This window comes from Pseudomonas retamae (assembly GCF_043496865.1).
Lineage (GTDB): Bacteria > Pseudomonadota > Gammaproteobacteria > Pseudomonadales > Pseudomonadaceae > Aquipseudomonas > Aquipseudomonas retamae.
In genome coordinates this window covers 39,319-53,468 of sequence record NZ_JBIEIL010000016.1, presented here as the reverse complement: position 1 = coordinate 53,468, position 14,150 = coordinate 39,319, and the positions used below count along the sequence as shown (strand labels likewise).

Annotated in this window: 11 protein-coding genes; 5 read left to right on the top strand and 6 right to left on the bottom strand. The window is 61.6% G+C overall.

The window, feature by feature from the left end:
* Positions 1–47: 47 nt before the first annotated feature.
* On the bottom strand, positions 48–719 hold the full coding sequence (locus tag ACGSLL_RS25290) for a polysaccharide lyase family 7 protein (protein ID WP_394506974.1): 672 nt from the start codon (positions 717–719) through the stop codon (positions 48–50).
* A 247-nt stretch (positions 720–966) separates the two neighbouring features.
* Here ACGSLL_RS25290 and ycaC point away from each other — a divergent pair, with 247 nt between their 5' ends.
* Positions 967–1,599: an isochorismate family cysteine hydrolase YcaC gene (gene ycaC / locus ACGSLL_RS25285; RefSeq protein WP_394506975.1), complete on the top strand. Its 633-nt coding sequence runs from the start codon at positions 967–969 to the stop codon at positions 1,597–1,599.
* Between the two features lie 70 nt (positions 1,600–1,669).
* Here the strand turns inward: ycaC and ACGSLL_RS25280 are convergent, their stop codons facing one another.
* Positions 1,670–2,875 (bottom strand): MFS transporter, encoded by a 1,206-nt coding sequence (locus ACGSLL_RS25280; RefSeq protein ID WP_394506976.1) that lies wholly within the window; start codon positions 2,873–2,875, stop codon positions 1,670–1,672.
* 163 nt (positions 2,876–3,038) lie between these two features.
* On the opposite strand from ACGSLL_RS25280, the gene ACGSLL_RS25275 reads away from it, so the two are divergent.
* Positions 3,039–3,995, top strand: a complete 957-nt coding sequence (locus ACGSLL_RS25275) for an AraC family transcriptional regulator (protein ID WP_394506977.1) — start codon at positions 3,039–3,041, stop codon at positions 3,993–3,995.
* A 682-nt stretch (positions 3,996–4,677) separates the two neighbouring features.
* Entirely contained in the window at positions 4,678–6,225 is a 1,548-nt protein-coding gene (locus tag ACGSLL_RS25270; RefSeq protein WP_394506978.1) for a sensor domain-containing diguanylate cyclase, read from the top strand.
* Here ACGSLL_RS25270 and ACGSLL_RS25265 read toward each other — a convergent pair.
* From ACGSLL_RS25265 to ACGSLL_RS25250, 4 genes are all read right to left on the bottom strand, one after another.
* On the bottom strand, positions 6,187–8,649 hold the full coding sequence (locus ACGSLL_RS25265; protein ID WP_394506979.1) for a PAS domain-containing protein: 2,463 nt from the start codon (positions 8,647–8,649) through the stop codon (positions 6,187–6,189). The two genes, ACGSLL_RS25270 and ACGSLL_RS25265, sit on opposite strands and share 39 nt — an antisense overlap.
* A 122-nt stretch (positions 8,650–8,771) precedes the next feature.
* The gene (locus ACGSLL_RS25260) at positions 8,772–10,310 is read right to left on the bottom strand and encodes a cryptochrome/photolyase family protein (RefSeq protein WP_394506980.1); all 1,539 of its coding nucleotides are present in this window, start codon (positions 10,308–10,310) and stop codon (positions 8,772–8,774) included.
* A gap of 153 nt (positions 10,311–10,463) precedes the next feature.
* Positions 10,464–11,540, bottom strand: a complete 1,077-nt coding sequence (locus ACGSLL_RS25255; protein WP_394507134.1) for an alkene reductase — start codon at positions 11,538–11,540, stop codon at positions 10,464–10,466.
* A 146-nt stretch (positions 11,541–11,686) separates the two neighbouring features.
* Positions 11,687–12,364 (bottom strand): type 1 glutamine amidotransferase domain-containing protein, encoded by a 678-nt coding sequence (locus ACGSLL_RS25250; RefSeq protein ID WP_394506981.1) that lies wholly within the window; start codon positions 12,362–12,364, stop codon positions 11,687–11,689.
* A gap of 212 nt (positions 12,365–12,576) precedes the next feature.
* Here ACGSLL_RS25250 and ACGSLL_RS25245 point away from each other — a divergent pair, with 212 nt between their 5' ends.
* Together ACGSLL_RS25245 and ACGSLL_RS25240 are read left to right on the top strand one after the other, a co-directional pair.
* The gene (locus ACGSLL_RS25245) at positions 12,577–13,161 is read left to right on the top strand and encodes a TetR/AcrR family transcriptional regulator (protein WP_394506982.1); all 585 of its coding nucleotides are present in this window, start codon (positions 12,577–12,579) and stop codon (positions 13,159–13,161) included.
* Positions 13,162–13,400: 239 nt separating this feature from the next.
* Positions 13,401–14,111 carry a carboxymuconolactone decarboxylase family protein gene (locus ACGSLL_RS25240; protein WP_394506983.1) on the top strand — a complete coding sequence of 237 codons (711 nt, stop codon included), beginning with the start codon at positions 13,401–13,403 and terminating at the stop codon, positions 14,109–14,111.
* Positions 14,112–14,150 lie beyond the last annotated feature (39 nt).

Here is a 14,150-nt window from a genome sequence, read left to right as displayed (position 1 = left end):
TGAATCGTTTTGATTGTTTTACAGTTGCCCGATAAGCGGTCGAACGGTTAATGGCTCAGCAGCAAGTCGTGAATCAGACAGACCGAGCCATCGGTTGCCGCCGTGGTCGCGCTGTAATCGATCTGGTTGTAGACGCCACCATGAAAATTGAAGCGCTGGCTGGCCCAACTGCTGTCCATTTGCTGCGGCGGCGCCGAGGTGGTCACGCCATTGCAGATCACCAGCACGTTGACCAGCCCTGCTGCGCTGACGTTGATCTCGACCGTGAAAGGTACGTTAAGGCCAATATTGCTGGCGATCGTGCTGTTGACCGGGTCGGGCTGATTGAAGCTCTGGCGAAAGCCCCAGGTGATTTTGTTCTTGTTCCAGAACACCTTGATCGCCGGGCTGTCGTCGTCCTTGACGTGCATCTGTGAAATCACCACTTTTTGCGCGGAGTTCACTTGCGTGAGCGTCATGCGTTGGCGATTGACGTGTAACGCCGCACTTTCCAGCGTCCAGTAAACCGACTCTTTCCATTCGCAGCGCGTGCGATGGGTGCTTTTGCTTGAAGCGCCACGAGTAGGCGCGCTGAAACGGATGCTGCCATCCGGCTGACGGCTGATGACTTCAGGAAAACGCAACAACGCCTCATCGCCCAGCAACTCCAGTGCGACCGGGTTGGTGGGCGAAGTGGCGACGGGTGTGGTGATGCGCAAACGGCTGATATCGACAGGCATAAATACCTCCACAATCTCTGACAGATGAAGTGGGTAAGTTGCAAGACGGGTGATGCCGCGGCGCGGCGATGTGTTCCATGAACTTAACAGTGCGTGGACTAATGGCGTTGATCAGCGGGTGTGGATTGTCTCGTTTGGGTGGACGGTGAAACGCGTTTCAGCCGATTTATCCCTTTTCGCTGGGTCAGTAATCTGTACCCAACTTGAACGCAACAACAAACTTCAAACTTGAAAAGGGACGCACACCATGACCACTCCAACTTACAACCGCCTGAACAAAGACGACGCTATCGTGCTGCTGGTTGACCACCAGACCGGCCTGATTTCCCTGGTGCAGGACTTCTCGCCCAACGAGTTCAAGAACAACGTACTGGCCCTGGCCGACCTGGCAAAATTCTTCGACCTGCCGACCATCCTCACCACCAGCTTCGAACAAGGCCCGAACGGCCCGCTGGTCCCGGAACTGAAAGAGATGTTCCCGGACGCGCCGTACATTGCTCGCCCAGGCCAGATCAACGCCTGGGATAACGAAGACTTCGTCAAAGCGATCAAGGCCACCGGCCGCAAGCAGATCATCATTGCCGGCGTGGTCACCGATGTTTGCGTAGCGTTCCCGACCTTGTCGGCGCTGGCGGAAGGTTTTGATGTGTTCGTGGTCACCGACGCTTCGGGCACCTTCAACACCACCGTGCAACAAGCCGCATGGAGCCGCATGACCCAAGCCGGCGCACAAATGATGAACTGGTTCTCGGTGGCCTGTGAGCTGCACCGCGACTGGCGCAACGACATTGAAGGCCTGGGCAACCTGTTGTCGCAGCGTATTCCCAACTACCGCAATCTGATGAACAGCTATACGGCGCTGACGGCTCAGCAGAAGTAATGACCTGATGAAAAACGCAAAGCCTGCTGAGAAGCAGGCTTTTGTTGTTCAGTGCATTTAATACTGCAAGTCAGGTCAGGCTCATCGACGGCTGCGGCACCCGCAAAGCCGAACGCGCGGCGAGCAACGCCAGCACCGCCGCGACGATGAGCAGCCCGGCGCTGGATTCGAACGTCGCGCGATAGCCGCTCATGTCGAACAACACGCCGCCGACAATCGCGCCCGAGGCGATCGCGAACTGCACCACCGCGACCATCAGGCCGCCGCCAGCTTCCGCAGCATCCGGCAGCGTTCGCGCTAGCCACGTCCACCAGCCCACCGGCGCCGCCGTCGCCACCAGCCCCCACAATCCGAGCAGCACCGCTGTAATGAGCGTAGAACTACCAAAGGCAATCAGCGCCATCGCTATCACCGCCATCAGCAGCGGAATGACGATCAGCGTGCGATGCAGGCTTTTTTTCACAAACCCTTCGATCAGGAAAGTCCCGGCCAGCCCGGCCGCGCCGAGGCCGAGCAACATCAGCGAGAGCACCGAGACGTTCACCTGAGTGACCGTTTCAAGGAACGGCCGCAGATAGGTAAACAGCATGAACTGGCCCATGAAAAACACACTGACCGCAAGCATGCCCAACGCCACCGGCGGGCGTTTGAGCAAGCGCAAGACATTGCCCGAAGCCGCGCCACCAACGGCTTTCATCGACGGCAGACTGAACATCAGCCAGGCCCCGGCCAACAGAGCGACCGGCACCACGCAGAAAAACGCCCCGCGCCAGCCAATCAACGCGCCGAGAAAACTGCCCAGCGGCGCGGCAATCACGGTTGCCAGCGCATTACCGCCGTTGACGATCGCCATCGCCCGCGTGACCTGTTCATCCGGCACCAGGCGCATCGCTGTCGCCGCCGACAGCGACCAGAAGCCACCAATCGCCACGCCGATCAGTGCGCGGCCGAGCATGAACACCGTGTAGTTCGGTGCGAACGCGACCACAGTCCCGGAGACGATCATCAGCCCGGTCAGCGACAGCAGCAGCGGTTTGCGATCAACCCGCGCCGCCAGCAACGGAATCAGCAAACTGGTGAGCAAGGCAAACAGCCCGGACACGGAAATGCCCTGACCGGCCTGGCCTTCGCTGATATGCAGATCGCTGGCGATTGGCGTCAGCAGGCTGACCGGCATGAACTCCGAGGCCACCAGCACGAAGGCCGCGAGCGACATGGCGAAAACCGCGCCCCATGAGGCGTGCGGTTGCGGCGGGGTAGGTGTGGTCACGGTCATTGTCGAAATCCTGTGTTGCGCGAAACGCCCATTGTCCCGGTCAGACGCGCAGGGCTGTAGCGCGATTCGCTGGATTTCTTGCCTGATCCGCTGAGTCGCGCCATTTGCGCGGGACGCTCGCGCGCCGGCACGCTACAGTTCAGCGCAGAGGTAACGGAACCCTATGACCAACACAATTTCCCAACATTTACCGCTGCAAGCCGAGCTGGCGCAGACCATCGGCGCCCATGCCCAGGTGCCTGGCGATTTCCCCACGGCGATTGCCGGTCTCGGCTTTTTTCGCCGCGAACAGCCCTCGTCACCGCTGGTGTGCATGGTTGAACCCAGCGTGATTCTGGTAGCGCAGGGCGAGAAAAAACTGTGGGTGGGCGGCGAAGGTTTCATGTACGACACCTCGCGATTCCTGCTGACCTCACTGGACCTGCCGGCCAACTCTGAAGTGTTGCAGGCCAGCCCCGAGCAGCCTTGTCTGGGCCTGTCGTTCAAAATCGATGTGCAGATGCTCGCCGAGCTGGCCGCGCAAAGTGATCCACCGCCGTACCGCGACGTTGCCGAGCGCAAAGGCGTCGGCATCGGCTCGGTCACCCAACCGATGCTGCTGGCGTTCCAGCGCTTGCTCGCACTGCTCGATGAGCCGGATGCAATCGCGGTACTGGCGCCGTTGATCCAGCGCGAAATCCACTTCCGCCTGTTGCAAAGCGATCAGGCCGCGCGACTGCGCAAGATCACCGCGGTCGACGGCCAGGGCTACCGCATCGCCAAAGCCATCGACTGGCTGAAAATCAACTACACCTCGCCGTTGCGGGTCGAGGAACTGGCCGCGCGGGTGCAAATGAGTGCGCCGACCTTCCACCATCATTTTCGCCAACTGACGACGATGAGCCCACTGCAATATCAGAAGTGGCTACGCCTGACCGAAGCGCGGCGACTGATGCTCAACGAACAGCAGGACGCCTCCAGCGCGGCCTTCAAGGTCGGCTACGAAAGCCCATCGCAGTTCAGCCGCGAATACAGCCGACTGTTCGGCGCCGCGCCCAAGCGCGACATCGTCGCATTGCGCGGGCAGCGACGTTCGACGGATGAGCGTCAGGACGCGAAAATCAAAAGCCCCTCACCCTAACCCTCTCCCGGAGGGAGAGGGGACTGACCCAGGTGGATGCGAGTGCTACGCCGAGCTGCGATACCGAGTCGAACACAAAATTTGAAAAGCCCAAAGATCGGCTCCCTCTCCCTCGGGAGAGGGCTGGGGTGAGGGGCGAATCCAAAACAAATCCCAAGCCAAGCGCCGCTTCTAACCACTCAACAATGAGCGTTAGCTCGCGTGCTTTTGATCTTGCCTAACCAGCGACATCGGAAGGCTGAGTGGAGGGATTGATCCGGGCGTGGGAGCGTAGCGACCGTCTGGCGCAGCCAGACACAGCGGAAGGAGGTGCAGCGAAGCAAACCGTAGCCGCTGCGCCCGGATCGGTCCCGGAGCGAAGGAACCCGAGCCTGCGAGGGCCGGACGCAGGAGCAAAGCCTTTTGGTTCCTTTTTGGCGTTTGAAAAAGGGACTCGCCGTAAGGGCGAAACCCTAAGCCGCCGTTACCGCAGCAACGGATATGTACTCGGTCAAAAAAACTCGCCCCATGAAAGCAAGCCACCACTTCCTCTCGATCTCCGTGCTGACCGCGCAACAGTCAGTTGCTGCACGCCACACGCACTGCTTGTATCCTTGCCCCAGCCGAGGACATACGGTCGCTGTCAGGGCCTCGATCCGCTGACGGCAGGAACGGGAAACCGGACTTTCCACAAGGTACTTTCGTGAAGCGTGATACCCACCTCGTCATCCTCCTGTTGCTGGTGATCGGCTGTTCCCTGGCGTCTCTGACCATCTGGAAAGTCCTCGCCTCGCGCGAGCGCGCGCTTGAGGAAGTCAACGTTCACAGCCTGAACCTGACGCAAGCACTGGCAACCTATTCCGAAGGCATCGTCCGCCAGAGTTCGCTGTTGTTGCTCGGCCTGGTCGAACGCCTCGAAACCGAAGGCAGTGGCCCGGCGCAGATCGAGCGCTTGCGCACGTTGATCAACCATCAGCAACCGCTGATGCCGCAACTGAGCGGCATCACCATTTACGACCGTCACGGCCATTGGCTGATGTCATCCAACCGGCCGATTCCCCAGGGCGCCGACAGCAGCGACCGCGCCTATTTCATTCATCACCGCGACGATCCGAGCCGCGAGACCTTCATCGGCCCGCCGATCCGCAGCCGTAGCAATGACGAGTGGGTGATCACCGTCAGCCGCCGCTTCAATGACGATCAGGGCGCGTTCGCCGGGGTGGTTGCGGTGACGTTGGGCGTGCAGAACTTTCTGCGCCTGTTCGGCAAACTCGACGTCGGTCAGGACGGCGCGATCGGCCTGTCGTACACCGACGGCACGCTGCTGGTGCGCTACCCGTTCCGCGAGCAGGACATGGGCCGCAACTTTTCCCAATCGCCGATCTACGCCAAATACCTGCTGGAACGCTCGGTGGGCACCGCGTCGTTTACCTCCAGTCTGGACGGCGTCGAACGCCTTTATGCGTTTCGCAAAAGCCAGAAACTGCCACTGATCACCACGGTCGCCCTCGGCAAACACGAAGCCCTTGCGGCGTGGCGCACCGAGGCTTTGCTGTCTGCGGTGGTGGTGGCCAGCCTGTTGGGACTGACCGGTATCATCGGCTGGTTTTTGTATCGCGATATTCGTCGGCGCACCCAGATCGAAGAAGAATTGCGGATCGCCCAGCAGCAGTTGCTCGGTTCCAATCGACAGCTGGAATTGCTGGCGATGAAGGATGCACTGACCGCGCTGGCCAACCGTCGCTGTTTCGACCAGACCCTCGCCACCGAGGCGCGCCGGTCCCAGCGTGACGGTACCTCTCTGGCCTTGCTGATGATCGATCTGGATTACTTCAAGTTGTACAACGATTCGCTCGGACATGTCGCCGGCGACGCGTGTTTGCAGGCGGTCGGCAAACTGCTGGAAGACGCGGTGCGGCGCCCGTCGGATCTGGTCGCGCGTTACGGCGGTGAAGAGTTCGCGGTGATCATGCCCGACACCGACGCAGCAGGCGCGGCCGTTGTGGCGCAACTGCTCGTTGATCGCCTAAGGCACGAGCATCTGCCGCATCCCTCCAGCCCACTGGCCCGGGTCAGCGTGAGCATCGGCGTTGCCGCGGGGCAGGGGGCGCAACTGGATGCCGTGCAAAGCCTGATCGAAGCCGCCGATCAGGCGCTGTATCAAGCCAAAGCCGCCGGGCGCAACGGCTTCGCTGCGTACCGGGGTGAGCCGTCACTCGAAGGGCGCGGCCATCAGCCCACTGACCCGTGACACCAGCGTGTCAACCGCAAAGGGTTTGGTCAGTACCTGCATACCCGGCCCGAGCTGGCCATTGCCGATCACCGAGTTTTCCGCGTAGCCGGTGATGAACAAGGTTTTCAGTTGCGGGCGGATTTGCCGCCCGGCATCCGCCATCTGCCGACCGTTCATGCCGCCCGGCAGGCCGACGTCGGTGATCAACAGATCGATCTTCGCGCCGGAACGCAGCACTTCAAGCCCTTCGAGGCTGTCCGCCGCTTCGAGCAGGCTGTAGCCGAGGTCGTTGAGAATGTCCTTGAGCAGCATGCGTACCGAGGGTTCGTCGTCAACGATAAGAATGGTCTCGTTGGCCTTGGCAAACGGCGTGCTGGTGCTCTGCGCGTCGTCATGATTGTGCTGCGCCGCGCCGCGATAACGCGGCAGGTAAATGCACATTTCGGTGCCTTGGCCGACTTGCGACTGCACCCGCACCTGACCGCCGGATTGCTTGGTAAAACCGTAAATCATCGACAGCCCGAGTCCGGTGCCCTGGCCCAAGGGTTTGGTGGTGAAAAACGGATCGAAGGCCTTGGCCATGACTTCGGCGCTCATCCCGGTGCCAGTGTCGGTCACGCACAGGCACAGGTATTGACCGGCGGGCATGTCCAGCACCCGCGCGGCTTCGGCATCCAGCGAACGATTGGCGGTTTCGACGGTGATGCGCCCGCCATCGGGCATCGCATCGCGGGCGTTGATGCACAGGTTGAGCAGGGCGTTTTCCAGTTGGCTGGCATCGACCAGCGCCGGCCACAGATCGGCAGCGATCACGGTTTTCAGGCGAATGCTCGGGCCGACGGTACGCTGGATCAATTCGCTCATGCCGGCGATTAATCCGTTGACTTCAGTGGGCCGCGGATCGAGGGTCTGGCGCCGGGAGAATGCCAGCAGACGATGAGTCAGGGCGGTGGCACGCTTGGCCGCGTCCTGGGCGATTTCCATGTACTTGCCGACGTCGTGCAGACGCCCCTGACTGATGCGTTTGTCGACCAGCTCAAGCGAGGCGCAAATCCCCGCGAGCAGGTTATTGAAGTCATGGGCGAGGCCGCCGGTGAGCTGCCCGACCGCTTCCATTTTCTGCGACTGGCGCAGCTTTTCTTCGGCCTGCATCAGTTCGGCGGTGCGTGCCGAAACCCGCTGTTCCAGCGTGTCATTCAATGCGCGCAGGGCGGCGGTGGCGCGGTCGCGCTCGGCCTCGACATTGCGTCGGTCCTCGACATCAATGAGCACCCCGGGAAAACGCAGCGGCGTGCCGTCCTCGGCGCATTCGACGCGGCCATTGGCTTCGATCCAGGTGTATTTACCGTCGGCCCCGCACACGCGGTACTGATGCGAATAGGCACCGCCACGGGCGATCACTTCGTTGATCGCGGCGATCAGTCCGTCGCGGTCGTCGGGGTGGACGCTGATGACTATCTGCTCAAGGCTCAGGCCATCGCGGCCCAGCGCCGGGTCAAGGTTGAACACCCGGGCGAAGGCTTCATCGACGGAAAAACCATCGGAGGGCAGGTGCCAATGCCAGGTGCCGATGATCGCGCCAGCGGCGAGGGCGAGTTGCACACGCTCGATGTTCTCGCGGGCCACGGCCTCGCTGACGCGCAGGCGTTCCTGGGCGTTGCGGCGTTCGGTGACGTCATTGAACAGAATTGCGATCTGCCGATCGGCCGGCTCGCCAACGCGCACGGCGCGCACGTCGAACCAGCGTTCGAAGGTATTGGCATAGTTTTCGAAATTCGCCGGCTCACCGGTTTTCGCCACATGGCCGTAGGTCTCGAACCAGAACCGTTCCAGATTCGGCGCAAACTCGGTGACCCATTTGCCGCGCAGGTTGACCCCGGCCTGACGCTCGAACGCCGGGTTGGCTTCAACGAAGAAATAATCGATCGGCTGGTCGTCGGCATCGAATTTGACCTTGACGATGGCGAACGCCGCTTCGATGGTTTCGAGGATTGTGCTGAAGCGTTCTTCGCTCAGGCGCAATGCATTTTCCGCGCTGCGCGAGCGGGTCAGGTCGAGCATCGCGCCGATCATTCGCTCAGGCTGGCCGGCGGAATCGCGGATCAGATGACCGCGATCGAGCACTTCGGCATAGGAACCGTCGTGGCAGCGAAAGCGGTACTCGGCGCTCCAGGTGGTGCCCTTGCCGTCGATCGCCGAGCGAATCGAGTTGGTTACCCGGCCACGGTCCTGGGTATGGATCTGCGCAAAGCGCCAGTCGCAGGTCGGCTCGATGGCCTCGGCGACATAGCCGTAGGCCTGTTGCAGGGAGTCGTTCCAGACGATCCGGTCGGTCTTCAGATCCCAGTCCCAGACGGCGTCGCAGGTGGCCTCGACGGCCAGGCGCAGGCGCGTGACCTCGGACTCGAGCTGCTCGCGAGTTAGCTGTTTCAGGACATCCACTCCTCATGCCTTGTTGATGGTCGGCTCTGCTTTCGAACGGCACGCCGCAACGAACATTCATGAGCTGGACACTGTGTCAGCATTGACCCGGCGCGCCACGTTTAAGTTGCACGCCCGCGCAGTTATAACGCGTCGCCGTTATCCAGCCGCTCGAGCAGGCTTTGCCCGCGTTGCCACAGCGCCTGCTGTTTGGCCAGCGGCATGCGGTCGAGGTTCTTGTACATCATGCTCATCCGCTGATTGCCGCGCAGCCGATCGCCGTGGCGCATGAGGAAATGCCAGTACAGGGCGTTGAACGGGCAGGCGTTGTCAGTCGTGGTTTCGCGAACCGAGTAGGCGCAGTCGCGGCAGTAGTCGGACATCCGGTTGATGTACTGGCCGCTGGCGCAGTACGGCTTGGAACCGAGGTAGCCGCCGTCGGCGTGCATGACCATGCCGAGGGTGTTGGGCAACTCGACCCAGTCGAACGCGTCCATGTAGATCGCCAGATACCACTCACAGATCTGGCTCGGCGCGATGCCGGCGAGCAAGGCGAAATTGCCGGTCACCATCAGCCGCTGAATATGGTGGGCGTAGGCGTGCCGGAGACTTTGGCCGATGGCCTGGCGCATGCAGTTCATTTGCGTGGCGCCGGTCCAGTAGAACTCCGGCAGGGCACGCTGATTGGCGAAGACATTACCGTCGGCGTACTCGGGCATTTTCAGCCAGTACACGCCACGCACATATTCGCGCCAGCCGATCAATTGGCGAATGAAGCCTTCGGCAGCATTCAGGGCAATCGCGCCGGACCAGTACGCCGCCTCGACATCGCTGCACAGTTGGCGTAGATCAAGCAGACCAATATTCAACGCAGCGCTGATCCGTGCGTGGAACAGAAACGGTTCGTCGCTGGCCATCGCATCCTGATAGTCACCGAAACCGGCCAGGCCATAATCGAGAAAATAAGCCCAGAGTGCCTGCGCGTCGGCGTGAGTCACCGGGTAATTGAAATCTTCGAGGCTGCCGTAGTGACTGGCGAAGCGCTCGGCGACCAGCGCCAGCACCTCGAGAGTGATCGCATCGTTGGCAAATCGCGCGGGGTAGGGTGGCTTGGCGCTTTTGGGCAGGGCCTTGCGGTTGTCGCTGTCGAAGTTCCAGGCGCCGCCGACGGGGGTGCCGTCACCGTTGAGCAGCAGGCGGCTTTTGCGGCGCATGTCGCGGTAGAAGTACTCCATACGCAGCTGTTTTTTCCCGGCGGCCCAGGCGCGGAATTCGACACGCGAACAGAGAAAACGCCGGTCGGCATGCCAGTGCAGCGGCAATCCGCAATCCTTCAGCGATTGTTCCAGACGCCAGTCGCCGCATTCAGTGAGGTGCACTTCGCGCGCTTGCAACAGCGCCTGCCAGCGCTTGAGTTCGCCGGGTACCGAGCCGCTGTTGTGCGGGTCGTCGAGGGTGACGTAATGCACGCGGATGCCCTGGTCCTGCAGGGCCTTGGCGAAGTGGCGCATGGCGCTGAAGATCAGCGCGATCTTTTGCGGATGGTGGGCGACATGGCTGGCCTCTTCCATGACCTCGACCAGCAGCACAGCGTCGTGCGCGCGGTCGAGATCGGCGAGGCACGCGAGGTCGAACGACAACTGGTCGCCCAGCACCAGACAAAGCCGATGGGTGGTGTTCATGTGCGCGGATTCAGGTGAGGAGCAGCAACGGGTGCTCGGCCAGGGATTCGTTGTTGGGCTGCGAATACTTATACAGATTGTAGTTCGTGTATAGATATTTGCGACCTGCTCAACGAAAACCTGGCGCTGTCTGAATCGTGCGCAGAAGCCCGCTCAGCCGTTGTAGACCGGGTAGTCGGTATAACCTTCAGCCCCACCGCCATAGACGGTCGCCGAGTTCAACGCATTCAGCGGCCAGCCGTTGGCGATGCGCGCTGGCAGGTCGGGGTTGGCCATGAACGGACGGCCGAACGCGACCAGATCCGCCAGCCCGGATTCCAGCAAGCGTGCGCCGGATTCCGCGGTGTAGCGCCCGGCATAAATGATCGCGCCGCTGAAGGTGTCGCGCACGGCCTGACGAAAAGTCACAGGCATCTCGGGGGCGTTGTCCCAGTCCGCTTCGGCGATGGACAGATAGGCGATGCCGACGTTCTCAAGGATTTTGATCGCTTCGATGTAGGTGGTGTGCGGATCGTCCTCGACCAGGCCCAGATACGTGCGCGCTTCATCAGTGGTGGTGAACAGCGGCGCGAAGCGCACACCGACTTTGTCCCTGCCGATGCATTCGGCGACGCCCGCAACCACGTCACGCAGGAACCGCAGGCGATTGTGCAGCGAGCCACCGTATTGATCGTCGCGCAGGTTGCTGTGCGCCGAGATGAACTGATTGACCAGATAACCATTGGCGCAGTGCAACTCGATGCCGTCGAAACCGGCCTCCATCGCATTGCGTGCGGCCTGGATATACAGCTGCACCAGTTCTTCGACTTCCAGCGTGCTGAGTGCGCGCGGCGCCGAAGGGCTGACCAGTTCACCAGCGCCGGGCGCCGTTTCGATGAACACGCTGACCCGATCGGTCGCTACCGCCGAAGCCGACACAGGGGCCGCGCCGCCGGGTTGCAACGCGTTGTGCGAGACCCGGCCAACGTGCCACAACTGGGCGAAAATCACCCCGCCTGCGCCATGCACCGCCTCGGTGACTTCACGCCAACCGGCGATTTGCTCCGGGGTATGGATGCCTGGTGTCCACGCGTAACCCTGGCCGCGCGGTTCGATCTGCGTGCCTTCGGTGATCAGCAGGCCGGCGCCGGCACGTTGCTGGTAATACTCGGCCATCAGCGCGTTGGCGACATTGCCCGGTTGCGTGCTGCGTTGACGGGTCAGGGGCGGCAGGACGATACGGTTTTTCAGGGTGTGGCCGCCGAGGGTGACGGGGGGTAGAAAACGGGTTGTGCTTCATGGAGTGACCTTGAGTAATTAGACCAGTCGACTACTAGTCGAATGAAAAAAAACGCCGGGCAAACCGCGCACGGCGTTCTTAGGGGTTGAGCGTGAACCTAGCCGAGCAGTTTCAGCAGTTTCTCGGCGACGGCGGCGGAGCTGGCCGGGTTCTGACCGGTGACCAGTTGCCCGTCGGCAACCACGTGTACCTGCCAGTCAGCGACTTTCGAGTATTGACCGCCCAGACGCTGGAACTCGTCTTCGATCAAGAACGGCACGACGTCAGTGAGGCCGACCGCTGCTTCTTCAGCGTTGGTAAAACCGGTGACGTTGCGGCCCTTGACGATCGGCTGGCCATCAGCCCGAACCACATGAAGCAGCACGCCCGGTGCGTGGCAGACAAAACCGTGCGGCTTGTTGGCGCGGTCGAAGGCTTCGATCAGGGCGATCGAATGCTTGTCCTCGGTCAGATCCCACAGCGGGCCGTGGCCTCCCGGGTAGAACACCGCATCGAAATCTTCTGCGCTGACCTCGGCCAGGCGTCCGGTGTTTGCCAGCGCTTGCTGGGCGGCCGGGTCCTGGCGGAAGCGGTCGGTTTCAGCGGTCTGCGCGCCGGGCTCGTCGCTTTTCGGGTCGAGCGGTGGCTGACCACCGGCCGGCGAGACCAGCGTGACGTCAGCGCCGGCGTCCTTGAAGGCGTAGTAGGGGGCGGCGAATTCTTCCAGCCAGAAACCGGTTTTCTTGCCGGTGTTGCCGAGTTGATCGTGAGAGGTCAGCACCATCAGGACTTTCATAAACGCACCTTTGTGTAGGTCAGGTGTTTCGTGGGAGAGGGATTCGCCCATCGCTGGCACCCGGCAGAAATCGTTTGTCGGGGCGCAGCATAGATCCCAATTAGACCAGTCGTCTAGTAATTTTTTATCTTTGGTTTTTTTAGGTTCAGGTATGGCAAACTCGCGTTCCTTCTCAGCATACGACTGGTCTATTGCCAGCTAATTCGCGCCCCATGAAACCGACCTACGACGACACCCGCCAACACTTGCTCGACACCGGCCACCGGATGATGGCCGAGAAGGGCTTCACCAGCGTTGGCCTCAACGAGATCCTGCAGACCGCCGGTGTGCCCAAGGGCTCGTTCTATCACTACTTCAAATCCAAAGAGCTGTACGGCCAGGCATTGCTTGAGGATTACTTCGTCGGCTACCTCGCCGACATGGAGCGCCGCCTGACGCTGCCGGGGCTCAACGCCTATGAGCGGCTGATGGATTACTGGCAGGGCTGGCAGAACCGCTGCACCCTCGAAGGCCACGGCGATGAATGCCTGGTGGTAAAACTCAGCGCCGAGGTCGCCGACCTCTCCGAGTCGATGCGCCTGACCTTGCGTGATGGCGCCGAGCGCGTGGTGGCACGCATCACCGAATGCCTCGAACAAGGCCAGGCGGATGGCAGCCTGCCAGAGGGTGACGCACGGCATCTGGCGGAAACCCTGTATCAGTTGTGGTTGGGCGCCAGCCTGCTGAACAAGTTGCAGCGCACCGGACAGTCACTGCACACCGCGATGGCGATGACCACGCGGCTGCTGGACCACTGATCCCCAAAAGCGCCGCGCGACCTCCGATTGATGAATCACACTCATGACTCCATGAGACGCAGGCTGGCTAGTCGCTGGGGCATAAGCCCCTTAACGTGGCCGCTGATGATTCCGTCAGCAGGAGTGTGGCCATGCCCGTACCGTCGATTCGAAACGCGTTCCAGCCCGGCAGTCTCCTGCTGACGGCCCTGGCCCTGGTGCTGTCTGCCTGTGCCTCCGCTGAAAAAGGAACGCCCTTGATGAACCATGCTCCTGTAACAACGCAAACCAGTGCTGCCGCGGTTTCGCCGGCGCTGGCGCACAACACCGAATCAATGCTGCTTGGCGAACTGTGGCAACGCCCGGGTCTGTCGCCACGCGATCGCAGTCTGGTCACGGTGGCGGTGCTGATCGCACGCGGGCAAACCGCCGAGATGCCAATTCAGTTCAATCTGGCGCTGGACCACGGCGTGACGCCGCTGGAATTGTCGGAAGCCCTCAATCATCTGGCGTTTTATTCCGGTTGGGGCAACGCGACGGCGGCGCTGCCGATCGCTCAGCAGATATTCGCCGCGCGCCACATCGGCCCGGAGCAACTGGCGCCGGTGTCGCCGCCACTGCTGCCGCTCGATGAGGTGCGCGAGGCGGATCGCGTCGAACGGGTGAACGCGGCAGTTGGCTCTGCTGCGCCGGGACTGGTCGAATTCACCACCAAGGCGCTGTTTCGCGATCTCTGGTTGCGCCCGGGCCTGGCTCCGCGTGACCGCAGCCTGATCACCGTCAGTTCGCTGGTGGCGAACGGGCAGGTGGGCCAGGTCGGTTATCACCTCAATCGCGCGATGGACAACGGTCTGAGCCAGACCGAGGCGGCGGAAATGATCACCCAACTGGCGTTCTACGCCGGCTGGCCCAACGCTTTTTCCGCTGTGCCAGTGTTCAAGGAGGTGTTCAGTCAGCGCACAGCAGGCTGACCTGACGATGCAGGTGCCCATTGCCGTCGGGTTCGATGG

Coding starts and splice junctions, on each gene's coding strand:
- ACGSLL_RS25290 (WP_394506974.1), bottom strand. CDS start 719: ATGCCTGTCGATATCAGCCGTTTGCGCATCACCACACCCGTCGCCACT.
- ycaC (WP_394506975.1), top strand. CDS start 967: ATGACCACTCCAACTTACAACCGCCTGAACAAAGACGACGCTATCGTG.
- ACGSLL_RS25280 (WP_394506976.1), bottom strand. CDS start 2,875: ATGACCGTGACCACACCTACCCCGCCGCAACCGCACGCCTCATGGGGC.
- ACGSLL_RS25275 (WP_394506977.1), top strand. CDS start 3,039: ATGACCAACACAATTTCCCAACATTTACCGCTGCAAGCCGAGCTGGCG.
- ACGSLL_RS25260 (WP_394506980.1), bottom strand. CDS start 10,310: ATGAACACCACCCATCGGCTTTGTCTGGTGCTGGGCGACCAGTTGTCG.
- ACGSLL_RS25250 (WP_394506981.1), bottom strand. CDS start 12,364: ATGAAAGTCCTGATGGTGCTGACCTCTCACGATCAACTCGGCAACACC.
- ACGSLL_RS25245 (WP_394506982.1), top strand. CDS start 12,577: ATGAAACCGACCTACGACGACACCCGCCAACACTTGCTCGACACCGGC.
- ACGSLL_RS25240 (WP_394506983.1), top strand. CDS start 13,401: ATGAACCATGCTCCTGTAACAACGCAAACCAGTGCTGCCGCGGTTTCG.